This is a genomic window from Streptomyces sp. NPDC006385, assembly GCF_040612485.1.
Taxonomy (GTDB): Bacteria; Actinomycetota; Actinomycetes; order Streptomycetales; family Streptomycetaceae; genus Streptomyces.
Window position 1 is genome coordinate 18,017 of sequence record NZ_JBEXQG010000031.1, and the last position, 25,063, is coordinate 43,079.

27 protein-coding genes and 2 pseudogenes are annotated in these 25,063 nt (G+C 72.8%); 18 read left to right on the forward strand and 11 right to left on the reverse strand.

Features of this window, described 5'->3' with window-relative positions; translation table 11 throughout:
* Positions 1-26 precede the first annotated feature (26 nt).
* The 3 genes from ABZ078_RS23220 (at position 27) to ABZ078_RS23230 (ending at position 2,723) form a co-directional block, all read left to right on the forward strand.
* Positions 27-1,370: a tetratricopeptide repeat protein gene (locus tag ABZ078_RS23220; RefSeq protein WP_356577971.1), complete on the forward strand. Its 1,344-nt coding sequence runs from the start codon at positions 27-29 to the stop codon at positions 1,368-1,370.
* A 300-nt stretch (positions 1,371-1,670) separates the two neighbouring features.
* The gene (locus tag ABZ078_RS23225) at positions 1,671-2,414 is read left to right on the forward strand and encodes a GAF and ANTAR domain-containing protein (protein WP_356577973.1); all 744 of its coding nucleotides are present in this window, start codon (positions 1,671-1,673) and stop codon (positions 2,412-2,414) included.
* A gap of 33 nt (positions 2,415-2,447) precedes the next feature.
* Positions 2,448-2,723: a ribosomal protein L7/L12 gene (locus ABZ078_RS23230; protein ID WP_356577975.1), complete on the forward strand. Its 276-nt coding sequence runs from the start codon at positions 2,448-2,450 to the stop codon at positions 2,721-2,723.
* A gap of 37 nt (positions 2,724-2,760) precedes the next feature.
* Here the strand turns inward: ABZ078_RS23230 and ABZ078_RS23235 are convergent, their stop codons facing one another.
* The 4 genes from ABZ078_RS23235 to ABZ078_RS23250 form a co-directional block, all read right to left on the reverse strand.
* Entirely contained in the window at positions 2,761-3,549 is a 789-nt protein-coding gene (locus tag ABZ078_RS23235) for a hypothetical protein (protein WP_356577977.1), read from the reverse strand.
* Between the two features lie 236 nt (positions 3,550-3,785).
* The gene (locus tag ABZ078_RS23240) at positions 3,786-4,064 is read right to left on the reverse strand and encodes a DUF397 domain-containing protein (RefSeq protein ID WP_356577978.1); all 279 of its coding nucleotides are present in this window, start codon (positions 4,062-4,064) and stop codon (positions 3,786-3,788) included.
* On the reverse strand, positions 4,024-4,872 hold the full coding sequence (locus ABZ078_RS23245) for a helix-turn-helix transcriptional regulator (protein ID WP_356577980.1): 849 nt from the start codon (positions 4,870-4,872) through the stop codon (positions 4,024-4,026). The genes ABZ078_RS23240 and ABZ078_RS23245 overlap by 41 nt, the downstream gene beginning before the upstream one ends.
* Positions 4,873-5,067: 195 nt before the next feature.
* On the reverse strand, positions 5,068-5,352 hold the full coding sequence (locus ABZ078_RS23250; RefSeq protein ID WP_356577982.1) for a hypothetical protein: 285 nt from the start codon (positions 5,350-5,352) through the stop codon (positions 5,068-5,070).
* Positions 5,353-5,762: 410 nt separating this feature from the next.
* Between ABZ078_RS23250 and ABZ078_RS23255 the strand changes: the two genes are divergently transcribed.
* The 9 genes and pseudogenes from ABZ078_RS23255 to ABZ078_RS23295 all read left to right on the forward strand — a co-directional run bounded on the left by ABZ078_RS23255 (position 5,763) and on the right by ABZ078_RS23295 (position 14,672).
* The gene (locus ABZ078_RS23255) at positions 5,763-6,386 is read left to right on the forward strand and encodes an RNA polymerase sigma factor (protein WP_356577984.1); all 624 of its coding nucleotides are present in this window, start codon (positions 5,763-5,765) and stop codon (positions 6,384-6,386) included.
* Positions 6,352-7,221, forward strand: coding sequence for a zf-HC2 domain-containing protein (locus ABZ078_RS23260; protein ID WP_356577986.1), 870 nt, complete (start codon positions 6,352-6,354; stop codon positions 7,219-7,221). The genes ABZ078_RS23255 and ABZ078_RS23260 overlap by 35 nt, the downstream gene beginning before the upstream one ends.
* Positions 7,218-8,093, forward strand: a complete 876-nt coding sequence (locus ABZ078_RS23265; protein ID WP_356577988.1) for an ABC transporter ATP-binding protein — start codon at positions 7,218-7,220, stop codon at positions 8,091-8,093. Before ABZ078_RS23260 ends, ABZ078_RS23265 begins: the two co-directional genes overlap by 4 nt.
* A complete protein-coding gene (locus tag ABZ078_RS23270) occupies positions 8,090-9,679 on the forward strand; it encodes an ABC transporter permease (protein ID WP_356577990.1) in 1,590 nt (529 codons plus the stop codon). The genes ABZ078_RS23265 and ABZ078_RS23270 overlap by 4 nt, the downstream gene beginning before the upstream one ends.
* On the forward strand, positions 9,676-10,383 hold the full coding sequence (locus tag ABZ078_RS23275; RefSeq protein ID WP_356577991.1) for an ABC transporter: 708 nt from the start codon (positions 9,676-9,678) through the stop codon (positions 10,381-10,383). Before ABZ078_RS23270 ends, ABZ078_RS23275 begins: the two co-directional genes overlap by 4 nt.
* 248 nt (positions 10,384-10,631) lie before the next feature.
* A pseudogene (thrS, locus tag ABZ078_RS23280) lies at positions 10,632-11,870 on the forward strand (threonine--tRNA ligase); the annotation flags it as partial.
* 76 nt (positions 11,871-11,946) lie between these two features.
* Positions 11,947-12,960, forward strand: a complete 1,014-nt coding sequence (locus tag ABZ078_RS23285; RefSeq protein WP_356577993.1) for a nucleoside hydrolase — start codon at positions 11,947-11,949, stop codon at positions 12,958-12,960.
* A 161-nt stretch (positions 12,961-13,121) separates the two neighbouring features.
* Entirely contained in the window at positions 13,122-14,144 is a 1,023-nt protein-coding gene (locus ABZ078_RS23290; protein ID WP_356577995.1) for a transcriptional regulator, read from the forward strand.
* A gap of 87 nt (positions 14,145-14,231) precedes the next feature.
* The gene (locus tag ABZ078_RS23295) at positions 14,232-14,672 is read left to right on the forward strand and encodes a hypothetical protein (protein WP_356577996.1); all 441 of its coding nucleotides are present in this window, start codon (positions 14,232-14,234) and stop codon (positions 14,670-14,672) included.
* 70 nt (positions 14,673-14,742) lie between these two features.
* Here the strand turns inward: ABZ078_RS23295 and ABZ078_RS23300 are convergent, their stop codons facing one another.
* Entirely contained in the window at positions 14,743-15,684 is a 942-nt protein-coding gene (locus tag ABZ078_RS23300) for an LAETG motif-containing sortase-dependent surface protein (RefSeq protein WP_356577998.1), read from the reverse strand.
* A gap of 322 nt (positions 15,685-16,006) precedes the next feature.
* On the opposite strand from ABZ078_RS23300, the gene ABZ078_RS23305 reads away from it, so the two are divergent.
* The 4 genes from ABZ078_RS23305 to ABZ078_RS23320 all read left to right on the forward strand — a co-directional run bounded on the left by ABZ078_RS23305 (position 16,007) and on the right by ABZ078_RS23320 (position 19,889).
* Positions 16,007-17,680, forward strand: a complete 1,674-nt coding sequence (locus tag ABZ078_RS23305) for a glycoside hydrolase family 13 protein (protein ID WP_356578000.1) — start codon at positions 16,007-16,009, stop codon at positions 17,678-17,680.
* A 138-nt stretch (positions 17,681-17,818) separates the two neighbouring features.
* Positions 17,819-18,103: a hypothetical protein gene (locus ABZ078_RS23310; RefSeq protein ID WP_356578002.1), complete on the forward strand. Its 285-nt coding sequence runs from the start codon at positions 17,819-17,821 to the stop codon at positions 18,101-18,103.
* A 179-nt stretch (positions 18,104-18,282) separates the two neighbouring features.
* Positions 18,283-19,170, forward strand: a complete 888-nt coding sequence (locus ABZ078_RS23315) for a carboxypeptidase regulatory-like domain-containing protein (protein ID WP_356578004.1) — start codon at positions 18,283-18,285, stop codon at positions 19,168-19,170.
* Between the two features lie 104 nt (positions 19,171-19,274).
* A complete protein-coding gene (locus ABZ078_RS23320; RefSeq protein WP_356578006.1) occupies positions 19,275-19,889 on the forward strand; it encodes a hypothetical protein in 615 nt (204 codons plus the stop codon).
* Here the strand turns inward: ABZ078_RS23320 and ABZ078_RS23325 are convergent.
* The 6 genes and pseudogenes from ABZ078_RS23325 to ABZ078_RS23350 all read right to left on the reverse strand — a co-directional run bounded on the left by ABZ078_RS23325 (position 19,861) and on the right by ABZ078_RS23350 (position 23,649).
* Positions 19,861-20,049 carry a hypothetical protein gene (locus ABZ078_RS23325; protein ID WP_356578008.1) on the reverse strand — a complete coding sequence of 63 codons (189 nt, stop codon included), beginning with the start codon at positions 20,047-20,049 and terminating at the stop codon, positions 19,861-19,863. The genes ABZ078_RS23320 and ABZ078_RS23325 overlap by 29 nt on opposite strands.
* 73 nt (positions 20,050-20,122) lie before the next feature.
* Positions 20,123-20,491, reverse strand: coding sequence for a DUF6479 family protein (locus ABZ078_RS23330; RefSeq protein ID WP_356578010.1), 369 nt, complete (start codon positions 20,489-20,491; stop codon positions 20,123-20,125).
* A gap of 52 nt (positions 20,492-20,543) precedes the next feature.
* Positions 20,544-20,633 (reverse strand): annotated as a pseudogene (locus ABZ078_RS23335) (VOC family protein); the annotation flags it as partial.
* Positions 20,634-20,739: 106 nt separating this feature from the next.
* Entirely contained in the window at positions 20,740-21,402 is a 663-nt protein-coding gene (locus ABZ078_RS23340; RefSeq protein WP_356578012.1) for a DUF305 domain-containing protein, read from the reverse strand.
* Positions 21,403-21,508: 106 nt separating this feature from the next.
* On the reverse strand, positions 21,509-21,925 hold the full coding sequence (locus ABZ078_RS23345; protein ID WP_356578014.1) for a DUF6153 family protein: 417 nt from the start codon (positions 21,923-21,925) through the stop codon (positions 21,509-21,511).
* Between the two features lie 143 nt (positions 21,926-22,068).
* Complete coding sequence (locus ABZ078_RS23350; protein WP_356578016.1) at positions 22,069-23,649, reverse strand: CBM35 domain-containing protein; 1,581 nt, start codon at positions 23,647-23,649, stop codon at positions 22,069-22,071.
* Between the two features lie 350 nt (positions 23,650-23,999).
* On the opposite strand from ABZ078_RS23350, the gene ABZ078_RS23355 reads away from it, so the two are divergent.
* Together ABZ078_RS23355 and ABZ078_RS23360 are read left to right on the forward strand one after the other, a co-directional pair.
* On the forward strand, positions 24,000-24,407 hold the full coding sequence (locus tag ABZ078_RS23355; protein ID WP_356578018.1) for a sortase-dependent protein: 408 nt from the start codon (positions 24,000-24,002) through the stop codon (positions 24,405-24,407).
* Entirely contained in the window at positions 24,404-25,039 is a 636-nt protein-coding gene (locus ABZ078_RS23360) for a class F sortase (RefSeq protein ID WP_356578020.1), read from the forward strand. The genes ABZ078_RS23355 and ABZ078_RS23360 overlap by 4 nt, the downstream gene beginning before the upstream one ends.
* Positions 25,040-25,063: the final 24 nt, after the last annotated feature.

Sequence of the window (25,063 nt, forward strand, 5' to 3'; positions counted from 1 at the left end):
CAAGGGGTGCAGGGGGGTTGGGGGCCATGGCCGAGCGTGACGAACCGGAGGTCATCGGGCGCCGGGTGCAGCAGCTGCGGGCCGAACGCGGCCTGACTCAGCGGCAGTTGGCCGAACCGGCCTACACACCCGCCTACGTCTCCACGCTGGAGGCCGGCCGCGTGCGGCCCTCCGACGACGCGCTGCGGCATCTCGCCGGGCGGCTCGGCGTCGGCTTCGACGAGCTGGCGACCGGACGCCCGGCCCGCCTCGCCACCGACCTGCGCCTCAGGCTCACCGAGGCACAGCGCACGCTGGCCGTCGGAGAGGCCGAGGCGGCGGCGGAGCAGTACGCCGCCCTGCTCGCCGAGGCGCGCGAGCACCGGCTCGTCGAGGCGGAGGCCGTCGCGCTGCTCGGACTCGGCGAGTGCGGCCTCGACACGGGCGAACTGACCGAGGCCCGGCGGTACTTCGAACGGGCCGAGCAGGTCCTCGCCGACGCGCCGCTGCCCGCCCGGGCGCCCGCCCTGCGCGGACGCGCCGTCTCGCACTACCTCGCCGGTGAACTCCGTTACGCCGTCTACCTGTTGGAGTCCACTCTCGACGCACTGAACCGCGGCGGACTGCACGATCCCGACGCCCTGCTCCTGCTCTACGCCAGCGTCATCGGCCCCTACATGGACATGGGCGCCCACGCCCGCGCCGCCCAGGCCGCCGAGTACGCCCTCGCGCTCGCCCCGCAGGCCGGCGACCCCGCCCTGGTGGCCCGCATGCACCGCTCGGTCGCCCGCACCCTCCTCGCCGAAGGGCGGATAGCGGAGGCCGACGCCTCCCTCGCCAAGGCCGCCGAGCTGTACCGGCAGCTCCAGATCCGTACCGAACTCGCCAACTGCCACTGGATGCGCGGCTACGTCCACGCCCAGAACGGCGACCTGGAGCGCGCCGAGGCCGAACTGCGCGAGGCCCGGACCATGCTCACCGCTCAGCGCGCCGCCCTCTACACCAGCCAGGTCGCCGTCGAACTCGCCGACGTGCTGCACCGGCGCGGCAAGTCCGCCGAGGCCGCCGCCCTCCTGCACGAGGTGCTCAGCGATCTCAGCCCCGAACGCGGCGCCCTGCACTCCGCCGCCGCGCACCGCCTCCTCGGCATCATCGCCGAGGACGCCCGCGACACCGAGACCGCCGAGGAGCACTACGTCCGCGCCCTCAGCCTGCTGGAGCGCGCGGGCGCGGCCGGGGACCTGGCCGATCTGTGCCGGCTGCTCGGCGACCTGCTGCGCCGCACCGGCCGCGTGGAGGCGGCCCTGGACGCGTACCGGACGGGACTGGGCCACCGCACGGCCCCGGGCACCACGACCCTCGGCCCCGCGCCCGCCCAGCCTCCTTTGTGAGCGGCACCTGGTACGTCACCCGCCTCCAGGTCGCCCGCTCAGCCGCCGACGCCACCACGGCACCCCGAGGGCGCGCTCGGCACGGACGAGGCATGGCCACCGGCCCCCGGACGCCGGGGTCGGTATGCCGGCTCAAGCCGTCCGCGGACCCGTACGAGAAGCGGGAGCGGCGGTGGTCGCCGCGGTGGCCGGTGTGGTTTCGCGGGGCGGGCCACGGGTAGTCGGGCGTCGTTCGGGCGAGCGGTGACGGCCGCGGAGGCCCGGGACGGAGCAGGGCGCGCTCGGGACGAGGAGGCTGCCGTGCAGCCCAGAGACGATCAACGTGGGAAGCGGGGGCGCGAGTCCGCCGGTGCCGCGGAAGCGATCGCCGACGGCGTGCGCGGTGCGGGCTCCGGTGAGGTCCCGGCGCGGTTGTGCGATGTCGCCGTGGAGCTGCTGCCCGTGACGGGCGCGAGCGTGTCGCTGCACAGCGACGGCATGCCCGTCCAACTGGGCGCGAGCAGCGCGCAGGCCGCCTATGTGACCGAGCTGCAGGCCACCCTCGGCGACGGTCCCTGCCAGTCCGCGGCGCAGAGCGGTGCGCCCGTGCTCGCCCGCGACCTGACGGACGGCCGGGACGTGCTGCGCTGGCCGGTCTTCGCCCAGCAGGCCACGGCAGCCGGGGTGCGGGCGGTGTACTCGATGCCGCTGGGCAACGAGACGGTGTGCGTGGGCACCCTCGACCTCTACCGTGACACCCCCGGCGATCTCACCGACCGGGAGCTGCGGACGGCGCGGCTGGTGGCCGGGATGATGACGTTGGCCCTGATGGCGCTGCCCCGCGCGCAGGAGGCGGGTGATCCGGACGACGAGCGGTGGCTGAGCGGCCTCGCCACCGGCCAGGACCAGGTCTACCAGGCCACCGGCATGATGATGGCCCAGCTCGGCGTCGGCACGGACGAGGCACTGGCCCGGCTGCGCGCACACGCGTTCTCGCACGGACGCACGGCACTGGACGTGGCACGGGACGTGGTGGCCCACCGGTTGCGGTTCGACGGGGAGTAGTCCCGACACCCGGTCCGCCTAAGATCGTTGGTCATGGACATAACGGGGTATGTTTTCGTGGCGGTCGGGATCGCGATGGTGCTCGGCATCGAGAGCCGGATCTCCCGCGCGGACCGGCGAGTCGCCCGGGTCGAGCGCAAACTCGACCTGATCATGGACAACTTGGGGCTGCGTGACGACGACCCGCGGATGAACGAGGTCGTGGGCCTCGTGCGGGAGGGCAAGAAGATCCCGGCGATCAAGCTCTACCGGGAGATCACCGGAGCGGGCCTGAAGGAGGCCAAGGACGCGGTGGAGCGCATCGGGTAGACGTCCGCCGAGCAGCAGACGTCCGCCGGGCGCCTCGTCAGATGTTCGCCCTGCCCCGCTTGCGCACCTCCGCCAGCCGGTGGGCGCCCACTTCGACGGCCGCCTGGGTGGCGTCGGCCGGTACCTCGCCGAGGCCGCCGGTGGTGACGACGATCGCGTCGTCGCCCACGCGCACGGCGGCCACGTCGAGGGTGAGCGTGGGCGCGTCCTCGTACTCGGACACGGCGCTGAGGACGACCCGCAGGCCCTGCCGGGCGTCCCCGGCCTCCGGCAGTTCGATCTCCCGGACCCGTACCTCCATCGGCCCGCCGCCCGCGGTGGCCGTGAAGCTGCCGCACTCGCCCGGCATCCCGCCCAGCCAGGCCAGCGTCCGGTCCACGTCCGCGGGCCGGTGGGCGACGATCCGGTAGCGCAGCTGGGCCTCGTCCCACTCGTCGTCGAGGCCGACCGACGCGCGCGTACGGGCGTCGGGGCCGAAGACTTCCTCCGTGTAGAGGCTGTCGAGGAGCCGATGGCACGCTTCCGATTCGGTGGTCGCCTTCAGCATGGCGTCCCGCCAGGTGGCGAAGCCCTCGGTGGGGACCCAGGGCTCCCCGAGGTCGGCCTCGCCGATGAGGGCGGCCCTGGCCTGGGCGTGGGTGAGGGTCGGGTCGGCGGCGGGCACCGTCGGCGCACCGGCGGTGGCCGCGGGGGAAGCCGGTGAGACCGGGGCGCGGACGGCCCTGGCCGCCTCCTCCAGCCCGACGGCGGAGCACGCGGACGCGGTCAGCAGGGCGCCCGCCGAGAGCGTCGAGGCGACGACGGCGCGGACCGGGGGACGGGGCATCGAGGACCTCCCGGGGTGGTGGTCGAAGACGCGCTCAAGATCGGCACGTGTTCTTAAAGCACCACCCCGGCAGGACGACCACCAGCGCGCCGGGCCGTCCGGGTGACGGGACCGGGTCAGTCGCCGTCGGCTTCGGGGGCCGGCAGTCGGTTCCCGCGGGCGAATCCATCTGGGGGGCCTTGCCACGACTCCCGACGGACGCAGGACGAGACGTGGGGAGGAGAAGGGTCAGCGAGTCAGACAGTACGGGTCTTGCCGACGTGGCCGATGAAGGCGGCGTAGGCCTCCGGCGAGAGCGTGAGGGTGCCGTGGCCGGGGTTCTTGGAGTCGCGGACGGCTACGCAGGGGGTGAGGGCGGCGACCTCGACGCATTCGCCGCCCGTGCTGCCGCTGTACGAGGACTTGCGCCAGGCGGCGGAGCCGAGCGGGGCGCACTCGACGCAGTCGCCGCCCGTGCTGCCGCTGTAACTGGACTTACGCCAAGGGACGTTGACCTGTCCCGGTGTGCTGTCCATAACGCTCCTCCAGTACGCCCTTGATCAGTTCCGCTGAATCCTCCACGGAGAGGGCAGCTCCCTGCAAGCAAGCGTAACGAAGGGCGGCGTCGCGGATGGTGTCAGGATTGGCCGTCATGTGGCCCGAGATCAGGTCCTCCGTGTAGATGACGTCCGGGTCGTTATCGAAACGGAGCAGGTTGAACATGCCATCGAGGCTTGCGTGTCCGCCCACCCCGAAGGGCAGTACCTGAAGGCGGATCCAGCGCTCGCCCTGGAGGCTCAACAGGTGGAGGAGTTGCCTCCGCATGACCTCCGGGCCGCCGATGGGGCGGTGGAGCACCGCTTCGTCCAGCACCACCAACGTGAGCGGCGGTTGCTCCCGCTTGAGGATGCGCTGCCGCTCCATGCGAGCGGCGACCTGCGCGTCGAGGTCGGCGGGTTGACCCGTGGCCAGCACAGCCCGGGCGTACTCCTTCGTCTGCAACAGCCCGTACACCAACTGGCACTGATACGTGGAGATGTAGGTCGCCTTCGCCTCCATGTCGGCATACGGCTGGAACCACGTCGGCAACTGGCTGCGCAGCACCAGCCCGACCATCCGCGAGAACATCCCGTCCGTCACCAGCGCCGCGTCCAGCCGCTCGGCGAAGTCCCGCGTCGGCACCTTCAGCGTTGTCTCGATCTGGCCGATCAGCGAGCCCGAGCAGAACAGGACCGAGCCCAACTGCTTGAGTGTCAGCCCGGCCTCCTCCCGTTTCCTCCTCAGCTCGTAGCCGAAGTAGTCCAACGGAGAAGCCGTGGGATCGAGTTGGCGGATGTGAACCAAGGCGTACCACCCCCAGGTCGGCGAACTGTGGCTGAGCGTAACCGCATGGCTTCGCAGTGGTGACGTGAATCGTGGAAATCGCCGCCGTGCCGGTTCGCCGACGTACCATGTGCACGCAAGGGGCGTTCCCCGGAGCTGACTTCCGGGGAACGCCCTTTGTGCTCACGGCGTCAACTGTGACTCAGTTGTCGCTGTTCAGCAGTTGTTCACGCCGTCGAAGCGGCGCGGCTGGATGGCGACCGTGGAGGTGGCCTTCCAGCCCGGGTCGAGCGTGGTGCAGGTGCCGTCCGCACCGAAGGCCCAGATGATCTTCACGCGCACGCGGTAGCCGCAGTCGTTACGGGCGTGACCGGTCTGCGTGAACGTGGCCTTGGTGACCCAGCCGGCGACGCAGGCGGGCGCCGTGCCCCTGGCGCCGACGGTGGCGGCGGACGCCGGGGCGGCGCCGACGGTGGCCGTGAGAGCCGCCGCGGAGAGCATTACCGCCGCTGTGCGTCTGAGGGTGGTTGAGGTACGCAAAGGAATTCCCCCTTTGTGTGAATCCAACAAATCGCTCCGTCGGAGATCTGGTCGGGCTCTCCCCTGGAAGCGCGGTCGGTTGGAAGCTTCGCCTGTGCTTGATAGGCGCACAAGTGTCTTGCGTTACAGGCGAGTTGAGGACATGTCCGAAAGTGTGCGCGAGTCCGAAAAAGGGAGGGATGTCCTCCGTTCGCCCTTGATCGCGTCCAGTCAGGGAGTTTGTTGTTCGCGAACGTCCTCCGTGGCTGGATCCCGGCCGGATGGACCTCCGCCATATGGCGTGAAACGAGCGGTTCACCCCGGTTGAATGTGACGAGCGTCACATCGGCTGCGTGAACCGGAAGCGCGGGCCGTTACGACGAAGGGGTGTGATGAGAGAGCCGCGCGATGCGGATACCGAAGCGGACCTCGCGGCGGCTGTCGCCGAGGGGGACCGCGACGCCTTCGCGCTGCTCTACCGTCACTACGCCCCTTGGCTGATCGCCCGTTTGCGCCACCGCTGCGCGGACGACTCGCTGCTCGACGACATCGTGCAGGAGACGTTTCTCGACCTGTGGCGCACCTGTGCGGCCGGCCGGCAGCAGCAGGTCGCGGACATGGGCGGCTGGTTGTGGCGCATCGCCTCCCGGCGGCTCGCGGACCAGGCCCGCGCGGGCGGCGCCCGCTCGCGGCTGCAGCAGGCGCTGCGGCGGCTGCGTCCACCCGACGAACCCTCGGCCGAGGAGAAGGCGCTCGCCGACGGTCGGCACGGCGATCTGGCCGACGCGCTGGCCCGGCTGCCCGTGGAGCTCCGGCACGTCATGCAGGCGACGGTGGTCGACGGCCTGACCGTACGGCAGGCCGCGCACGTCCTCGGCGTGCCGCCCGGCACGGTGAAGACGCGCGCCATGCGCGCCCGCACGTTACTGAAGCAGGAACTGGAGGGGCCGCGGTCGCGGTCCGGATGGAGAGGAGGGAAGGATGACGCAGCGGAGTTCGCCGCAGGAGAGCACTGACCACCACACCCCTGACGCGCTGCTGCGCGGCTATGCGCGCGGAGAGACGGCGCCGCACGCCCTGCGGGCCGTCGAGTCGCACCTCGACCGCTGTCCGCTCTGCCGCTCTCGGCTGTCCGGCCACATCGACCCGCGGATCCTGGACCGCGGCTGGGAGCGCCTCGACGTGGCGATCGACGCGCCCGTACCCGGCAGGGGAGAGCGGCTGTTGCTCCGGGCCGGGGTGCCGGACCATGTGGCGCGGCTGCTCGCGGCGACTCCGGCGCTGCGCGCGTCCTGGGTGGGTGCCGCCGCCCTGACGTTGCTGCTCGCCGCGCTGGTCTCGCGCCTCGCCGAGCCGGTCGGGACTCCAGTGATCTTCCTCGGTCTCGCACCGCTGCTGCCCGTGGCCGGAGTGGCCGTGTCCTACGGCCGGCGCTGGGACCCCGCGCACGAGATGGGCCTGGTGGCACCCATGCGGGCGTTCCGGCTCGTGCTGCTGCGCACCGCGGTGGTCCTCGGCACCTGCATCGCCCTGACGGGCGCCGCCAGTCTGGCCCTGCCCGGGCTCGGCCTCGCCGCCTTCGGGTGGCTGCTGCCCGGCTGTGCGCTCACCGCCGTGAGCCTTGTGCTGGCGGCACGTATGGACTCCACCACGGCGGCCGGCGCGGCCGGGGCCGGCTGGCTCGCCGTCCTGATCGCCACCCACGACTCGCACGCCGTCTTCAGCGCGGCGGGACAGACCGCCTCGGCGGCGGTGCTCGCCGTCGCCTCGGCGGGAGTGCTGCTCTCCCGTACCGCATTCGACCGGCCCGCCCAGCGATGGCCCGCCTACCGACAGGGGACTGCCCGATGACCGACCACACCGTCGAGGTACGAGAGCTGGGTGTGCGCTACCGGCGTTCCGTAGCGCTCGGCTCCGTGTCCTTCTCGCTGCAGACGGGCGTCACCGGCCTGCTCGGGCCCAACGGCGCGGGCAAGACCACCCTGCTGCGGGCCCTGGCCACCGCACTCGTCCCCGACGCCGGGGAGATCCGGGTGCTCGGACGGGATGCCCGCGACCCCGGTCAGCGCACGGAGATCAGGCGGCGCCTCGGATTCCTGCCGCAGGACCCCGGATTCCATCCGCACTTCACCGCCTTCGAGTTCGTGGACTACGTCGCGATCCTCAAGGAGATGACCCACCGCGGCCGCAGGCACGACGAGGTGCGCCGGGTGCTCGACGCCGTGGGCCTGAGTGAGCACCGCGGCAAGCGGATCCGGATGCTGTCGGGCGGTATGAAGCAGCGCGTGGCGCTCGCCGCGGCTCTCGCGGGCGAGCCCGAACTGCTCATCCTCGACGAGCCGACCGTCGGCCTCGACCCCGAACAGCGGCTGCGCTTCCGTGAGTTGATCGCCGACATCGGAGAGGGCCGGACCGTCCTGCTCTCCACCCATCAGACCGAGGACGTCGCCGCCCTGTGCCGTCGCGTCGTCGTGCTCGACCACGGCGTCGTCAAGTTCGACGGCGATCCGGTCGGCCTGAGCGCGGTCGCCGAGGGCCGGGTGTGGAGCAGCGCCGAGCGCGACCCGCGCGCGCTGGCCGGATGGCGGACGGGCAACGGCACGTTCCGCAACATCGGCAGCCCACCGCCGGGTGCCGCGACCGTGGACCCGGCGCTGGAGGACGGCTACCTGCTGCTCCTCGACGACACCGGGCGGCGGGCCGGCCAGGGGGCCGCGGCATGAGCGGCACGATGACCGAGGCCCCGGTGGGTGCCGAAAGCCGCACCCCCTCCGCGGCGGGCGCCGCCACGCGCACGCTCGCCCGCGCCGAAGCCGTGCGGCTGCTGCGGCACCCCGCGGTACTCGTCGCGTTCGCGCTGTACCTGGTGCAGTGGGCGTACGGCGCGTTCTCCGGCGACGACCGCTATCCGGTGCTGCACGACGAGGACCGCTACACCCAGATGTCGCTGCTGCTGATCGCGGCGGGAACCCTGCTCGCGGCCAACCTCGCCGCGCTCCGCTCGCACCGGCACGGCACCGACGCGATGTTCGACCTCCTGGCGCTCCCGCCCTGGCGGCGCACCTGGGCCCACCTGCTCGCCCTGCTGCCGGTGACCGCGCTGGCGGCGGTCCTGGCCGGCGCCCGTATCGGATACGCGGCCGCTCAGGACGCGGCGGTCGGCAGCCCCTCCGTGGTGGAGCTCGCCACCGGCCCGCTCGTGGTGCTCCTGGCCGGCGTGATCGGAGTCCTCGCGGCCCGCGTCGTCCGGTCCGTGGTGGCCGCGCCGCTCACCCTGGCCGTGCTCGGGATCGTGACGGTGGCGGGCGCACTGCAGCCGAAGTCGGATGCGCGGTGGTGGGGTCTGGTCGGCATCGAGGACGAGTCCGTCCCCCCGCTGCCCACCGCACTCACCCACCGTCCCGCGAGCTGGCACCTGCTCTATCTGGCCGCCCTGGTGATCCTGGTGGCCGCGGTGGCGGTGCTCCGCGCGGGTGGTCGCTCGACCGCGGTCAAGGCGACGGCCGGCGCCGCCCTGCTCGCCGTGCTCGGCACCGGTTTCGCGCAGCAGCGCGGCCTGCCGGACGAGGTGCGCGAGGCCCGTACGACCGCCGAGAACGCCCCGTCGTCGCAGCAGGTGTGCGTCGAGAGCGACGGCATCGCCTACTGCGCCTTCCCCGAGTTCAAGGACCGGTACCGGCAGTGGGCGGAGGTGACCGGGGGAGTGCTGCGCTGGGTGCCACAGCCCGCGCGGGAGAAGCGGTATGCCGTACGCCAGCACGTCTTCCTGAGCACGGTCGACGACGGTGCCGTACCTCCGTTGCCGGTGGCGCGGTGGGGCGCCGACGACCGTGCGGCCGGGACGCCGGGAGCCGTGCCCGTCGGCACCGACTGGGGCACGCACAGCGATCTCGCGGGCGACCACATGCTCGGCTTCGCCGGGAGCTTCGCGCACCGCGCGGTGACCGGCGAGGCCCCCGCACACAGCCACAACCAGGCGATCTGCCGCGCTCGCGGGGCGATCACGCTGTGGCTCGCGGTCCAGGCGACCGACGGGACCCGGGATGCCTACGACTCGCTGGCCGGGCGGTCCTTCGGCGGTCTCTCGCTCAACGCCTTCAACGCCGGCACCGGCTTCAGCGTCAACGCGCGGGAACAGGACCTCGTACGGACCCTGCTGACGCGGCCCGACGCCGAAGTCGGCGCCAAGGTGAAGCAGTCGTGGACGGAACTCACCGCGCCGGACACCACGACCGACGAGGCGGCCGCCCTGCTGGGCGTCCCGGCCCCGCCGGCCGCGCGCGAAGGCGAGGCGGGCCAGTGCGAGTGAACGCCTCCACGGGCGCGGTGCTGCGCACCCTCCTCGGGCCCGATCTGCGGGCGGCCCGCACCCTTCCGCTGCTCGGCGCGGGCGCGGTGGGGGTGGTCGGTACGGGATGCCCCGCGCTGTTCTCCGCGCACGTCCAACCGGACGCGGCCGCCGTGCTGTTGCGGATCGCGACCGTACTGACCGCCATCGGCCTCGCCTGCCTCCTTGACGACCCCGCGGCCCGCACGACCGTGGTGGTGCCTGTTTCGCGAGGGCTGCGCAGCGGGCTGCGGATGGCCGTGGGCCTGCTGGCCTTCGGACTCTTCTGGGGTGCCTCGGCGAGCCTCGCCCGGCTGGGGGTGGCGGCCGACGCACGGCAGTCGTTCCCCGTCGGAGGGCTCGCGGTGGAAGGCGTGACGCTCGCCGTCGGCACGCTGGCCCTCGCCCTCTTCGGTATGCGGCGCTCGGCACCGGGAGCGGGCAGCCTGGTCGCCGCGCCCGCGCTGACGCTCTTTGTCGTGGCGGCGCTGTTCCTGCCGCACGGCCTGGAGCTGTTCCCCGTGCCAGGTGATCCGGACTGGAGCGATGCCACCCTGCGGTGGGCGGTGCTGCTGGTCTTCGCCTTGGCCGGCTGCGCGGCACAGCTGCGCGACGAGCCGCGTGCGAAGCGCGCTTCCGCGGTCCCGGCCCCTTCGCCCGCTTCCTCTGGGCGGGCAGTCCGCTAGGGCCTGCAGGTACTGGCGGCGTGGGCTCGACCGCCGTACGACTCGCACGCATGTCCGGGAAGCGCTCGCAGAGATGCCCTGGCGGGGCACCTGGTGTTACGGTCGCCCCATGAAGCGCGTCAACCCGTCTCTCACGACGACGCCGGACCCCGTCCCGGCGCGCTGAAAGCTGAGCGAATCCGAAGCCCCGGGGCGAGTGCCCCGGGGCTTCGTCGTGTGGGTGCTCGCTTCCGGCTCGACACAGGGAGCCCACCGTGCACGACCACCGCCGCCTCGGCCGCGAACTCGACCTCTTCGACACCGACCCCCTGATGGGCGCCGGCCTGCCGTACTGGCTGCCCGACGGCGCCACCGTCCGCCACGTGCTGGAGGAGTACATCCGGGAGGCCGAACGCGAGGCCGGATACCGGCACGTGTACTCGCCCGTGCTCGGCAAACGCGAGCTGTACGAGATCTCCGGGCACTGGTCCCACTACAGCGACGACATGTTCCCGCCGATGGACCTGGGCGGCGGCGACGAACAGGTCGTCCTGCGCCCCAGCCTCTGCCCGCACCACGCCCTGATCTACCGCTCCCGCTCCCACAGCTACCGCGAACTGCCCTTCCGCATGGCCGAGTTGGGCGGCATGTACCGCTCCGAGCTGTCCGGGGTGCTCGGCGGCCTCACCCGGGTCCGCGCCATCCACCTCAACGACGCCCACATCTTCTGCACCCTGGACCAGGCCGTCGAGGAGGCCCGCGCCGCCCTCCACCTCATCGCCCGCGCCTACGCCGACCTCGGCATCCGCGCCGTCCGCCACCGCCTGTCCCTCCCGGGCGAGGGCGGCAAGTACGTGGCCGACCCCGCGCTGTGGCGCCGGGCCACCGCGCTGCTGCGCGAGGTCCTCGACGGCTCCGGGATCCCGTACGAGGCCGCCGAGGGCGAGGCGGCGTTCTACGGCCCGAAGATCGACGTCCAGATCGCCGACCAGGCCGGCCGGGAGGCGACCCTGTCCACCGTGCAGATCGACTTCCACCAGCCCGAACGCTTCGACCTGCACTACATCGGCCCCGACGGCGCCAAGCACCGCCCGGTGATGGTCCACCGCAGCATCATCGGCAGCGTCGAACGAGCGGTCGCCCACCTCATCGAGCAGCACGGCGGCGCCTTCCCGGCCTGGCTCGCCCCCGTGCAGCTGGTGATCCTCCCCGTGGCGGACGCCCAGCTGGAGCGGGCGGAGAGGCTGCTGCGCCGGGCCCTCGACCAGGGCCTGCGCGCCGAACTCGCCGGCCCCGAGCAGGGCACCCTGGGCGCCCGCGTCCGCGCGTCCCGACTCGTGCCGTACCAGGCGGTCATCGGGGAACGGGAGGCCGCGGCGGACGGCGACCTGGTGGCCGTACGGCTGCGGGACGGGCGCCGGCCCGGGGTCCTGGCCGGTGCGGAGCTGGTCGGCCGGGTCGCGGACCGGGTCGCCGCGCGCGGCACCGAGCTGTGGGACGCGGCTTGAGGACGCCTACGGGCGCCCCGCCGGACGTAGGGTCACTCCCGTAGGGGCCGCCGCCGCCCGTGAGAGGAGCCTCGCCGTGACGAACGACGGTCAGCCCATCCCGGTGATCATCGACTGCGACACCGGCGTCGACGACGCCCTGGCCCTGCTGTTCGCCGTCCGCCACCCGGGGCTCGACCTGCGCGCGGTCACCTGCGTGGCGGGCAACACGGACGTGGACGGCGTCGTACGCAACACCCTGACCGTCCTGGAGCGGGCCGGCGCCCCCGACATCCCCGTCGCCCGGGGCGCCGGACGCCCGCTGATCGAGCCCGCGCGCTCGGCGCGGCACGTGCACGGCGAGGACGGCATGGGCGACCTCGGCCTGCCCGCCCCGACCCGCGCCCCGGCCGACGTGGGCGCGATCGCGCTGCTGCGCCGCGAGATCCTGGCGTCCCCGCGCCCGGTGACCCTCGTCCCGACCGCGCCGCTCACCAACATCGCCCTGCTGCTGCGCACCCACCCGGAGGTCACCGCGAACATCGAGCGGGTCGTCTTCATGGGCGGCGCGGTGGCCACGGGGAACGCCACGCCGGTCGCGGAGTTCAACGTGTGGCACGACCCGGAGGCGGCCGCGATCCTGCTCACGGCCGGAGTGCCGCTCACCATGTACGGTCTGGACGTCTTCCAGCGGGTCGTGGTCCCCGGGGCGGACGTACGGCGCCTGCGGGCGAGCGAGGAGCCGGGCGCCCGGCTCGCCGGCGACCTGCTGTCCCACCGCCCGGCCGCGCCCGACCTCGCCGCCGAGCTGCTGTCCCGCCGCCCGCCCGCGTCCGACGTCGCACCCGACCCCGAGGCCGGCGGCATCGGCGACGCGGGTGCGGTCTGCGCGGTCGTGGACCCGGCGGGCATCACCACCCGCCTCCTGCCCGTGGAGGTCTCCCTCGCGCCGGGTCCGACACGCGGCCAGACCATCGTCGACCGGCGCCCGCGCCCCGGCGAGTCCGAGATCCACGTGGGCCACCGCGAGCAGCAACTGGTGGACGTGGCCCTGGAGGTGGACGTCGACCGGTTCGTGAAGCTGTACCTGGAGACGGTGACCGGCATCTGACGGACGGTCACGTCCGGACATCCACCGCGCACGGGTGACGGTGACCGAATGCCGCCTTGTCCGTACAAGTGCGGCTCGGTCACTGTCATGGGGCACAGGAGGCACCGTTCTCTCGTCCCATGTCACCCCCCACCCGATGACCGACCACCATCGGAGACCCCATGCTGCGGGTGCACTTCACCGCCGACGACCTCGCGCGCGTACGCGTCGCCGCCGCCCCCGATCCCCTCTGGGAGATCGTCACCAGCTTCCAGGCGCTGATCGGCACGGACGCCCCGCTGCTCCTCGACGAGTGGCGCAGGCTGGTGCGGCCCCGGGTGGGCTCCGTACAGGCACTGCTCGCCGCGCTGCTGCCGCCCAGGGGCTACTTCCCGGACTTCCTCACCCCGGATCCGCGCGGCTCCTCCGACCTGGCGGGCGCGATCGACGCCGTGCTCGGCACGCCCCGCGCCCGGCTGCGCCGTGACCTCGCCCGGCTCGCCGACTCCCCCGTCCGGCCGCATCCGCATGCGCTGCCGCCGGGTGCCCGGGCCCTGGCCGACGGTGACCCCGAGGCCCTGCGCGGGCTGGGCGCCGCCCTGCGCACCTACCACCGGTGCGCCCTCGCCCCCTTCTGGCCCCGGATCCTGGCCCAGGTCGACGCCGACCGGGCCGTACGCGGCCGGGCGGTCCTGGAGGGCGGCACCGACGGGCTGCTGGCGGGTTTCCGGCCGGTGCTGCGCTGGCAGCCGCCCGTCCTGGAGGCCGACTATCCCGTGGAGCGCGAACTGCGCCTGCGGGGGCGGGGGTTGCTGCTCCAGCCGTCCTTCTTCTGCCTGCGAAGACCCCTGACGCTGGCCGTCGACGAAGGGACGCCGGTCCTGGTCTACCCGATCCAGCACACCCTCGGCTGGGCCCGGGAGCGCGGCGGCCCGGACGGGGCCGGCACGGCGACCGGTGGCGGCACGGAACTCGGCGCGCTCATCGGCCGTACCCGGGCCGCCATCCTGGAGGACGTCGTCACCGGCCGCACGACCGGTGAACTCGCCGTGCGCTTCGGCATCTCCGGCGCGGCGGTGAGCCAGCACACCGCGGTCCTGCGCCGGGCGGGCCTGCTGGTGAGCGTGCGCCGCAGCAAGAACGTCCTGCACACCATCACCCCGGCGGGCCTCGCCCTCATCGAGGGTGCCGGGGCTTCCGTTTAAGGCACGGCTTCAAGGTGTGGCAGGGGGAGAGGGGCGCTGACAGCCTGAGGGCGACCAAGCTCCACACCACACAGGGGGAGTTCACTCATGCGTCTACGTTCCCTTCTCGGTACGGCCGTCACCGCCGCCGGCCTGCTGGCCGTCGGCCTGGCCCCGGGTGCCGGCGCCGCGGAGGCCGCGTCGTCCGACCGCGACCTGGGCACCAGGGCATCGGCGCCGACGGTGTCGCCGGCCGCGGACTTCTTCTACACCCCGGGCCCCGGCTACGAGTGCCCGACCGGGAACCTGTGCGCTCGCGTATGGGACCCGACGAGGAACACGTACAAGGTGTTCAAGTTCTACCGCTGCGCCACCTACTCGCTGTCGTACTGGAACGGCACGGGAGGCTACGCCAACTTCCAGACCGGCAGCCGCGCGACGGCGACGTTCTACGGCTCGTCCGGCAACGTCCTGAAGAACGTGCCGATCGGCGAGCAGAACACGAGCTACGGCTGGGGCCCGGTGTACAAGATCCGCAACTGCTACTGACGGCCCGCCACTGAGCACCGCACACAAAGGGCCCGGGGTACGCACCCCGGGCCCCTTCAGTGACGCTCGATCAGGAGCGCGCCGTGCGACGCCGCTTCGACGCCACGACGAACGCCGTACCGCCCGCGAGGAGCACCACCGCGCCGATGGCGATCGGGCCGGTCGCGCTGCTGCCGCCGGTCTCCGCGAGGTTGTCGCCGCCGCCGTTCGGCCGGGGCGCCGGGGGAGTCGTCGACTCGGACGCCTCCGGGGTCGGGGTGCTGGTCGACGGGGTCTCCGTGGCCGGCGGGGTCGTCTCCTCGGCCGGCGGTGTGGTCGGCGGCTCCTCGGACTCCGGCTCCGACGGCTCGGCCGGCGGTGTGGTCGGCGGCTCCTCGGTGGCCGGAGGCTCGCTCGTGCAGTTCTTCGTGCCGCCGTTCCAGGCCGCGATCAGCTTGTCCTTGATGACCGGCCGGTCCGGACCCTTGGGCAGGTCACCATGCTCGAAACCGTCGTTCGCGTCGAGCTTGCCGTCGAACTTCACCGCGCCCCGGTACAGGTCGATCTGCGCGAAGCAGCCCGAGTCCGGGACGGCGATGTCGAGGGTGTCGGTCGCGCCGGGCTTGACCGTGACCGTGTCGAAGTCGACGAAGACCTGCTCGCCGGAGGTGGCGAAGGTCGGGCCGTGGGCGAGGTAGGAGGCGAGCGAGGCGGTGCAGGTCGTGGCGTCGGCGGCGGCGCGGACGGTGAGGTGGACCTTGCCGTCGTCGGTGACCTTCAGGTTCTGGTCGTCGACCTTGACCGAGTCGTGGAAGTTCGTACCGTCGAGCGAGAACTGGCAGCGGTCGGTGGCCGTCTCCGTGCCGGCGCCGGTGCCGGGCTGGTAGGCGCCGCCGGACTTCCAGCCGTCGCCGCCGGGAGTGCCGGCGGCCCAGGCGCCGGAGGCGGAGGCGACGGTGGCCGCGCACAGGGCGAGTGACGCGGCGCCCGTCCCCAGCAGGCGTCGCGCGATGACACGTCTCGCTATGGACATACGTATCCCATCTTGGCGTGTGCATGGGTGGGGGGAGAAGACACCCCCACGGTCGGAGAAACACTGGGCTCATCGGTCACCTGCGCCACAGCGTGAGCACATGGTGGGTCTCTTGGCAGAACCCTGTCAACCTGCGGGAACACACGGCTGGTTCATTGCGTCATCACAATTTCGCCACACCGGGAAGCAATCACTCCGGCTGCCGCAGACGTTCACTTTTCCGGCGATGTGGACAGAGTTCTGGTTGTCGCCGCTCTCGTCGGCGCCCGCACAACCACCGCACCGCCGTACCGCCGTACCGCCGCACCGCAGAGGAGTCCGCGTGACCGTCCGCACCACCACGCCCGCGACCCCCGACCTCTCCTCCAGGGACCCGAACTGGTGGCGCCAGGCCGTCATCTACCAGGTCTACCCCCGCAGCTTCGCCGACGGCGACGGCGACGGGCTCGGTGACCTCAAGGGCGTCACCCAGCGCCTGAACCACCTCGCCGCCCTGGGCGTGGACGCCCTGTGGCTCAGCCCCTTCTACCCCTCCGAACTGGCCGACGGCGGCTACGACGTCGCCGACTACCGCGCCGTCGACCCGCGACTGGGCACCCTCGACGACTTCGACGCCATGACCGCCGAGGCCCACCGGCTCGGCCTGAAGGTGATCGTCGACCTGGTGCCCAACCACACCTCGCACCAGCACGTCTGGTTCCAGGAGGCACTGCGGGCCGGCCCCGGCTCCCCGGCCCGCGACCGCTACGTCTTCCGCGACGGCCGCGGCCCGCACGGCGAACTCCCGCCCACCGACTGGCAGTCCGTCTTCGGCGGCAGCGCCTGGCGCCGGGTCCCCGACGGCCAGTGGTACCTCCACCTGTTCACCCCGCAGCAGCCCGACCTGAACTGGGAGAACGAGGAGGTCCGCGCCGACTTCCGCACCACCTTGCGCTTCTGGTCCGACCGCGGCGTGGACGGCTTCCGCGTCGACGTGGCCCACGCGCTCGCCAAGGACCTGAGCGAGCCGCTGCGCGACCTCGGCGCCCCGGAGCTGAGCCGCGAGGACGCCCTCCCGCAGTTCCCGCCCGGCACCCACCCCTTCTACGACCGCGACGAGGTCCACGAGATCTACCGCGACTGGCGCAAGATCCTCGACGCCTACCGCCCGCCCCGCATGGCGGTCGCCGAGGCATGGGTCAACCCGAGCGCCCGCCGCGCCCTGTACGCCCGCCCGGACGAACTGGGCCAGGCGTTCAACTTCGAGTATCTCCAGGCCGGTTGGGACGCGGAGGAGCTGAAGCGGATCATCACCGACTCGCTGGCCACGGCCCGCGCGGCAGGGGCGTCGGCCACCTGGGTCCTGTCCAACCACGACGTCGTACGCCACGCCTCCCGCCTGATGCTCCCGCCCGGCACCGACGACAACGCCTGGCTGCTGTCCGGCGGCCACGCCCCGGCCGTCGACGAGTCCGCGGGCCTGCGCCGCGCCCGCGCCGCGACGCTCCTCATGCTGGCGCTGCCCGGTTCCTCGTACGTCTACCAGGGCGAGGAACTCGGCCTGCCCGAGGTCGCCGACCTGCCCTTCGAGGTCCTCCAGGACCCGATCTGGGAACAGACGGGGCGGGTGCGCAAGGGCCGCGACGGCTGCCGGGTGCCGCTGCCGTGGACGACGACGGGACCCTCGTACGGCTTCGGCGCGGGCGGCTCCTGGCTGCCGCAGCCCCCCGGCTTCGCGGCGTACGCGGTCGAGGCCCAGGACGGCGTCGAGGGCTCCACCCTGGAGCTCTACCGCAGGGCCCTGCGCCTGCGCCGCAAGCTGCTGCAGGGGGAGGAGCTGGCGTGGGCGCCGGACACCCCGCCCGGCGTCCTGCACTTCGCCCGCTCGGACGGCTGGCGATGCGTGACCAACCTCTCCGGCACGGCGGTGGAGCTGCCACCGGGCGAGGTACTGATCGGCAGCGCGCCACTGGAGGGGGGCCGACTGGGGCCGGACACGACGGTGTGGCTGGCGTAGGCCGTCCCGGGCCGAAGGCCCGCCTCCGGGAACGCGCGCCCGGCTGGCGGCACGCGCCGACCCCGTCTGAGTGAGTGGCGCCGGTCGCTCGCGTGGCGAACCGGGCGGTGCGGCCGGGCTGCCCAAGGATCCGGACGCGTGGCACGCACCTTCGACGAGCTGGTCGCCATGCAGCGGGCGGCTGACCAGGCGCACACCAGGGTCGAGGAACTACGGGACCGCTACGGGCCGCCCGCCCACACACCGTGGACCCAGCTCCAGACCGACACCTACGAGACCGCCTGGCGGGCCTGGCGCGACCTCGCCCGCGACGTGCAGGGCGCGGTGACCGCCTACGCGAAGGAGCAGGGCACTTCGCGCCACGAGGTCGAGGAGGACGTGAAGAGGGCCGTACGGCACGCGGAGCCCGAGGCGGACGGCTGACGTGGGCGGCTGACGGCTGACGGGGCCGGACACCCCGCTCGGCGTCCGGACGGGTGGTGCGGGCCGCGGGGTCGGCCCGTACGGCCGAACAACGCACGTCAGTGCGGGAAAGGGCCGTGAGAATCGCAGACAGTGCTGTTGCCCTGTCGCCGACGCGCGTGTGAGGAGCTCCGCCGACCATGAGCAGGTCCTGGAAGACGACGACATTCGCGTCGCTCGCCGTCGCGGGCGCGATGGTGATGTCCGGCACGGCGCACGGCGGAGAGAGCGCGGCCGGGTCGGCCGGGTCGGCCGGGTCGGCCGGGGGCGGGCCTCGGCCGGTCGGCCGCGATCTGTGGGCGTCCGCGACCATCGAGCCCGGCCGGGAGGGCGTCGTTCAGGTCGGGGGGTACGACGGGGCGGCGCTGAAGGAGGGATCCACGCTGACCCTGACGGCACCGGCGCAGACGAGGGTGACCGGTGTGCCGTTCGCCGCGGGCGCCTACCGGGCGTCGGTGGCGTTGGGCGGGGGCAGCGGGACGTACACGTTCGTGGGGGCGACCGCTTCGGCAGGGGAGCCGGTGCCGGGCGCCGCCACCGAGCCGGACGCGGCGGTCGGGGAGGCATGGAAGGGCCGTACCTTCCCCTTCGTCCTGTCGGTCCGCCCGGACGCCGAGCCCGGCACCCGCCTCCCCGACTGCACCCTGGTGCTCAGAGACGCCAAGGGCACGGTGCGGGAGAGGGGCACCTGCACCGTGACGGTCGGGCTGCCCGCGCCGACCCTGTCCCGCCCCCACTCGGGCGTCCCGCTGAGCGCCTCTCCGCGGGCGTCGGGGACGGCCTACCCGGGCGCCCAGGTGACGGTGCGCGACGCGGCGGAGAAGGAGGTCTGCGCGACGACCGCCGCGCCCGACGGGACCTGGTCCTGCGTACCGGGCCTCGCCCTCAAGGCCGGTCCGGGCCGCCTGCAGGCGACGGCGACCCTGAACGGCGTCAGCGCGACGAGCGAACAGATCAACATCACCGTGGCGGGCTCCGCCGCGGCACAGCCGGACACGGTGTCGGACAGCGGGGGTGACCCGCTGTAACCCGATCGGCCCCTCCCCCGTGGTGGCCGCCTCCGGGCGAACCGATCGTCGTAGCGACCGCAGAACACGACCGCGGAACACGCGAGAAGTGGGGTACGGCAGCCATGAGCCAGCAGCAGCCGCAGTCGCAGCCGCACGCATCCGACGCCGCCCACAGCTCCACTGGAGCGTCCGCATCACCGGGATCACCGGGATCACCGGGATCATCCGGATCACCCTGGTCGCCCGCCTCCCACGCGGGTCGGCCCTCGACCGGGGCCGGGCCCACCCAGGCTCCCGGCGCCGTCCTCGCCCCCGGCTGGGCCACCGGCGGGCTCGTCTTCGCCGGTGTGCTGATGCTGGTGAACGGACTGCTGGCCGTCCTCCAGGGCATCTCCGCGATCGCCGAGGACGACGTGTACGGCCGTATCGGCGACTACGTCTTCGAGATGAACCTCACCGGGTGGGGCTGGACCCTGCTCGTCCTCGGCGTCGTGGTGGCCGCGGTCGGCTACGGCATCCTCAAGGGCGCCTGGTGGGCCCGGATCACCGGCATCTTCGTGGCGTCCCTCGGCCTGGTGCTGCACTTTCTGTTCCTGCCGTACACGCCTGTCTGGTCGGTGATCACGGTGGGGATCGACTTCTTCGTGATCCTCGCCCTCGCCATGGCACCGGACGTCTCGGACCGCGCCGGGGGCCCCGCCGGCTCCGCTAGCGCTTCCGGGCGCGACAGCGCTTGAGCAGTTCGCTGATTCTCGCCGGGTCCTTGCGGCCGTTCAGCTCGGCCAGCAGCTCGTCCGGGCACAGCTCGTAGAAGTCGCCCCAGAACCGGCGGCCGCGGTTGTCCCAGACGCGGTAGCCGCCGGGGACCCCTCTGGCCACGTAGCGTCGTCTGCTCAATCAAGCCCCCGCCCGGAAACAGTCCCGGACAGGATGACATCGGCCGACCGCCTGGGCACCTGGGTTTCCCGGGCTAGAGAGGTCCCAGGCCCCCGCCGCCGAAGGATCCGCTCTTGCCGGGGAGCCAGCGTTTGCGGTGCTGGTCCTCGCTGCGCCTGCTGCCCGCGTGGTGCAGCTCGTGCGGCAGGAGCCGTTCCTTGCCGGTCGCGTGCGGGACCTCGTCCGGCTCCCGCACCTCCCGGATCTCATGGACCGGGCCGGTGTCGGGAAGGTGCGGCTGCTCCTCGGCCTTGGGCCGGGGCAGCTCGCGATCACGGACCCGCATGCCGAGCTGCACAGCCCAGATCAGTGCGCCGGCGATGAACAGGCCACCCACGAAGGCGGCGATCACGTTGAGTACTTCGCTCGACGTGGCCGCTAGTACAAACGTCGCCGTACTCATGCCTCAATTATCACCGAAACGGACGAACAAGCTCCTGCACGGACGGAACCGCCCGGATGTGGTCGGCCACGCGGCGGCCGACCTCGACCTCGTCGATGAACTCGGCGTGGTTCGGATCGGTCAGCTCCAGGGTGGCCCGGCCGGTGCGTCGGACATGGGCTCCTCGTCGGTGGTGAGTGAAGGCGCGGGGAGGTGCCGGGACGGCCCGGGCCGCCGCGCGCGGCCCGGGCCCAGCTCCCGTCGGAGCGTCAGCCCTCGTTCTTGCCGAGCAGCTTGTTCATCTCCCGGATCTCGGCGGTCTGCGCGGTGATGACGGCGTCGGCCAGCTCGGTCGCGGGACCGTACTGGCCCTTCTCCTTCTCGGTGGCGGCCATCTCCACCGCGCCCTCGTGGTGCTCGACCATCATGGTCAGGAACATGGTGTCGAAGGTCTTTCCGGACGCCTTCATCAGCCGGTCCATGTCCTTCTGGTCCATCATCCCGGGCATGCCGGAGCCGGCGGACCCACCGGAGTGACCGCCGGAGTGGTCCATGCCCGGCATCGCCGAGGGCACGTCCTCGCCCCAGGACGTCAGCCACCCGGACATCGTCTCGATCTCCGGGTCCTGGGCCTTCCGGATGCGCGCGGCGAGGTCCTTGACCGCCGCGGAGGAGGCGCGGTCGGCGGCCATCTCCGCCATCTGCACGGCCTGCTGGTGGTGCGGGATCATGCCCTGCGCGAAGGCGACGTCCTGGTCGTTGTGGGCGTCGGCGGTGGCGTCGGCGCCGGCCTCGGCACTCGACGTGGCCGGCTCCCCGGCCGGGGAGCCGGTGCCGCTGCCGTCACCGCCGCAGGCGGCGAGGACGAGGGCGGCGGTGGTGGCCGTCGCGGCCAGGGCGGCACGACGGATCAGGGTACGGGTGCTGGTCATGCGGAGAACTCCTGCGAAAGACGTGAGCTGCCGCGGCATCGAGGCGCGGCACGGGCATGGCTGGGTGCCGTACGCCCGTGGGTGACGGGGACGGCCCGGCCTTGTCCTACGTCCGCAGGATCTGCAGTTCGGCCAGTGAGGGAGGCGCGCGCCCGCCCTCCGGTGCCGCGGCCACGGAGCGCCCGTCGAGGCCGTCCACGACGGCCGTCCCGGAGGGATCCGGCGCCAGGGCCGGCAGCACGGGCCCGGCACCGACGGCACCGGAGGCGCAGGTCGGGTCGGCGTGCCGGGCGTGGCCGCCGCCCGCAGCGCCGCCGTGGCAGACGGACTCGTCGGCGGTGCCGGGCAGATGGGCGCTCATGGCGCCGGGATGGGGGTGATGGGAGGAGGAGGCGACCGCGTCGGCCGGGCCGAGCGCGTGCATCCCGAACAGCCCGGCGAGCAGCCCGAGCAGCACAAGCACGCGCCACGGCCCGGAAACCGGGAGTCGTGGCGCGCGGTGGTGGCGCGCGTGGGCTGTCACGCCGACATCGTACGTACGCCGCCCCGCGTCGGTTCAGCGGGCGACGGGGCCGGCCCGCCCGGAGGATTTCCGGACGGGCCGTTGCCAGGGACGGTCATGGACCGCCTCGTCGGTCACGGTGTGACCTGGTCGTCACGGCGTGACTAGTTGCTCCCGAAGGTGACGACGAGCCGTCCGTCCGAGGCGAAGGACCACTTCAGGGCGCCGGCGTACGACGAGCACCGGGAGCCGTTCGAACCGTTCCACCACTGGTTCGAGCTGTCGGAGGTGCCGATGATCCGGTCGTTGGACCCGCTGTCGCACGAGGTGTTGTTCTTGAACACCGACTTGCTGCCGCTGTCGAAGTTGAAGTTGCGCTGCTCGTTGCCGATGCTGACGTTGTCCGAGATCTGCATCGTGCCGACGTTGCTGTTGTACGTGAACCCGTGCTTGCCGTTCTGGTACGCGATGCTGCGCCGGACGATGTGGTTGACGCCGATGTCGTCGCCGCCGAGCTTGTAGCCGTTGCGGTCACCGTTGCCGGCCTGGCCGCCGTTGCTGAGGGTGCCGTTGTCGTAGGCGAGGGAGTCCTCGATGGTCACCGCGCCGATGGGGCCCGTGTCCGGCTTGGTGTAGAGGTCGTAGCCGTCGTCGATGTTGTTGTGGGCCACGGTGTAGCGGAAGACGTTCCCCGGGCCGACGGTGAGCTTCGGGGCGAAGCCGTCGGCGTCCTCGCCGTCGGAGTCGACGTTGTCGTGCGACTCCGCGCTCAGGATGAGGTTGTTGGCCGGCCACTGGTCCTTGGGCGTGCTGGAGAGCGCCCGCGAGAGCTGGAGCCCCGAGTCACGGTTGTGGCGGGTCACCGTGCGCTCGATGATGTTGTTGCTGCCGCTGAGGAAGATGCCGTTGTCACCGGCCCGTTCGACGACGAGGCCCTTGACGTGCCAGTACGACGCGTTGACGGCGAGACCGCGGTTCGAGGTGGCCTCGGTCTGCGCCGAGAAGTTCAGGACCGGGGTCTCGCCCGGGTAGGCGAACAGTTCCGTGCGGTCGCCGGAGGTGCCGTTCTTGCCGGCCGGGATGGTGACCGTCTGTGAGTAGCGGTAGGTGCCGCCGCGCATGTAGATGGTGCCGCCGGGGGTGATGCGGCTGATCGCCGAGGTGAGCGTCGTCGGCGCGGACTCCGTGCCGGCGGCGCCGTCGGTGCCGTTCGGCGCGACGTACAGGGCGGGGCCGGTCGGCTGCGGGGTGGTGCCGCCGCTCGTCTCGACGTCGACGTAGTCGATGTTGGGCAGACCGGCGGAGGTGGTCGGGTTGAGCCGGATCGTGTTGCTGCCCGCCTTCAGGGAGACGGTCAGGGTCTTGGTGACCCAGGTCGACCAGGCGCCCGTCGCCTCGAAGGACGGCGTCTGCACGGTGCTCCCGTTGACGATCAGGGAGGCCGGGCGGGCGGAGGTGGTGCCGTTGGCGAAGCGGACGCCGATCGTCGCGGTGCCCGCGGCGGGGGCGTTCACGGTGAACTGGGCGTAGGCGCCGGTGGCGTTGTTGCCGTTGCAGAACCCGGTGCCGGTGTAGCCCGGCCAGTCGGAGTCGATGGTGCCGGTGCAGACCGTGGGGGAGGTCTCGGCCTGGTACCGGGTCGTCGCGGCCTCGGCGGAGGTGCCGGTGATCGCGACGAGGGTGGTGGCCAGGAGGGCGGCGGAGGCGAGCGCGGGGCTGACACTGCGAACTGATCTCACGTGCATGGGGGGCTGGCCCCTTTCTGTGCGGCTTCGGGTGTGGCAACGTGACCGCGTTCGGGTGCGTGAACGGGTTGTGCGGCCGGACACCTCAGCAGACGGGGAAAGCGCTTTCTCGGGGAAGGTAAGGTGCTGTCGTATACGCGTCAATAGACTTGTACGTGATTGAAGTTCATGACCATGAACTCGAACAGGTCGGGACGCCGACTCTTCGAGGCCGGACGCGCCCCACCCCGCGGTCCGCTCCCGACGGACTTTGCCTTCTCTTTACAACCCGCCCCACCGCCGCCTCGTCTCTCCGCTCGACCGTCACCCAGCCCGCCGCAGACCGGGCGAACGACGAAAGAGAGCGACTCATGCGCCGTACCGTCCTCAGTGCCGTGTCACTGACCTGCGCCGCCCTGCTGGCGAGCACCGCCCCCGCGTTCGCCACGCCGGGCACGCCGACCCCCGTGCCCAGCCCGACGGCCACCGCGGAACCCAGCGCCGAGCCGAGCGCCGAGCCGAGTACCGAACCCACCTCCCGGCCGAGCCAGGAGGCGTCCCCCGTCCCCTCGGCGCCGTCCGCCGAACCGACTCCGGCGCCGGACGGCGGCCAGGTCTCCGTCGTACCGTCCGGAGCGCCCGACACCGGCGTGACCGCGTCGACCCCCGGATCCGGGACCGACGGGGGCGTGCTGATCGGCGCGGGAGCGGCCGCGCTCCTCCTCGCCGGGGGCGCGACGGCGTTCGTCGTCCGGCGTCGGCGGGCGAACGGGGCGTGACGCCGCTGTCCAGGCGCGCGTTCGGCACGGCGGCGCTGGCGTCGGTGCTGGTGGGCTGCGGTGGCGACGGAGCGGAGGAGGGCGCGCAGCCGGGCTCCCGCAGGAGGAGGGACGTGGAGGCGTCCGAGGAGGACGCGTCCGCCTCGGCATCCGCGAACCCGCCGCACACCCTTGGCCGTTCGGACCCGGTCCGCCTGCGGATCCCGGCGATCGCGGTCGACACCCCGGTCATCCGGCTGGGGCTGGCGCCGGACGGCACCGTGGAGGTGCCGCCGATCACGGCCGACGACCGCGCGGGCTGGTACCGGCACTCGCCGACGCCGGGTCAGGTCGGCCCGTCCGTCGTCCTCGGCCATGTCACCGTGGGCCCCTACGGAGACGGGGTGTTCCGCCGACTGGACCGCCTGCGCCGGGGCGACCGCATCGAGGTGCGCAGGACGGACGGCACGGCGGCGGAGTTCGCCGTCAGCGCCGTACGGACGGTGGCCAAGGCGGACTTTCCGGCGAAGGACGTCTACGGGGACGTGGCCCGCCCGGAGGTGCGGCTCATCACCTGCGGGGGCCCGCGCACGGGGGACGAGTACCGCGACAACGTCATCGTCTTCGCCGAGCTGAGCTCCCCCTCCCCCTGACCCCTCCCCCTGACCCCTCCCCGT

Excerpts from the sequence above, each read along its gene's own strand:
- ABZ078_RS23220 (WP_356577971.1), top strand. The coding sequence starts at position 27 with ATGGCCGAGCGTGACGAACCGGAGGTCATCGGGCGCCGGGTGCAGCAG.
- ABZ078_RS23230 (WP_356577975.1), top strand. The coding sequence starts at position 2,448 with ATGGACATAACGGGGTATGTTTTCGTGGCGGTCGGGATCGCGATGGTG.
- ABZ078_RS23235 (WP_356577977.1), bottom strand. The coding sequence starts at position 3,549 with ATGCCCCGTCCCCCGGTCCGCGCCGTCGTCGCCTCGACGCTCTCGGCG.
- ABZ078_RS23240 (WP_356577978.1), bottom strand. The coding sequence starts at position 4,064 with ATGGACAGCACACCGGGACAGGTCAACGTCCCTTGGCGTAAGTCCAGT.
- ABZ078_RS23250 (WP_356577982.1), bottom strand. The coding sequence starts at position 5,352 with ATGCTCTCCGCGGCGGCTCTCACGGCCACCGTCGGCGCCGCCCCGGCG.
- ABZ078_RS23255 (WP_356577984.1), top strand. The coding sequence starts at position 5,763 with ATGAGAGAGCCGCGCGATGCGGATACCGAAGCGGACCTCGCGGCGGCT.
- ABZ078_RS23260 (WP_356577986.1), top strand. The coding sequence starts at position 6,352 with ATGACGCAGCGGAGTTCGCCGCAGGAGAGCACTGACCACCACACCCCT.
- ABZ078_RS23265 (WP_356577988.1), top strand. The coding sequence starts at position 7,218 with ATGACCGACCACACCGTCGAGGTACGAGAGCTGGGTGTGCGCTACCGG.
- ABZ078_RS23270 (WP_356577990.1), top strand. The coding sequence starts at position 8,090 with ATGAGCGGCACGATGACCGAGGCCCCGGTGGGTGCCGAAAGCCGCACC.
- ABZ078_RS23290 (WP_356577995.1), top strand. The coding sequence starts at position 13,122 with ATGCTGCGGGTGCACTTCACCGCCGACGACCTCGCGCGCGTACGCGTC.
- ABZ078_RS23295 (WP_356577996.1), top strand. The coding sequence starts at position 14,232 with ATGCGTCTACGTTCCCTTCTCGGTACGGCCGTCACCGCCGCCGGCCTG.
- ABZ078_RS23300 (WP_356577998.1), bottom strand. The coding sequence starts at position 15,684 with ATGTCCATAGCGAGACGTGTCATCGCGCGACGCCTGCTGGGGACGGGC.
- ABZ078_RS23315 (WP_356578004.1), top strand. The coding sequence starts at position 18,283 with ATGAGCAGGTCCTGGAAGACGACGACATTCGCGTCGCTCGCCGTCGCG.
- ABZ078_RS23320 (WP_356578006.1), top strand. The coding sequence starts at position 19,275 with ATGAGCCAGCAGCAGCCGCAGTCGCAGCCGCACGCATCCGACGCCGCC.
- ABZ078_RS23330 (WP_356578010.1), bottom strand. The coding sequence starts at position 20,491 with ATGAGTACGGCGACGTTTGTACTAGCGGCCACGTCGAGCGAAGTACTC.
- ABZ078_RS23340 (WP_356578012.1), bottom strand. The coding sequence starts at position 21,402 with ATGACCAGCACCCGTACCCTGATCCGTCGTGCCGCCCTGGCCGCGACG.
- ABZ078_RS23350 (WP_356578016.1), bottom strand. The coding sequence starts at position 23,649 with ATGCACGTGAGATCAGTTCGCAGTGTCAGCCCCGCGCTCGCCTCCGCC.
- ABZ078_RS23355 (WP_356578018.1), top strand. The coding sequence starts at position 24,000 with ATGCGCCGTACCGTCCTCAGTGCCGTGTCACTGACCTGCGCCGCCCTG.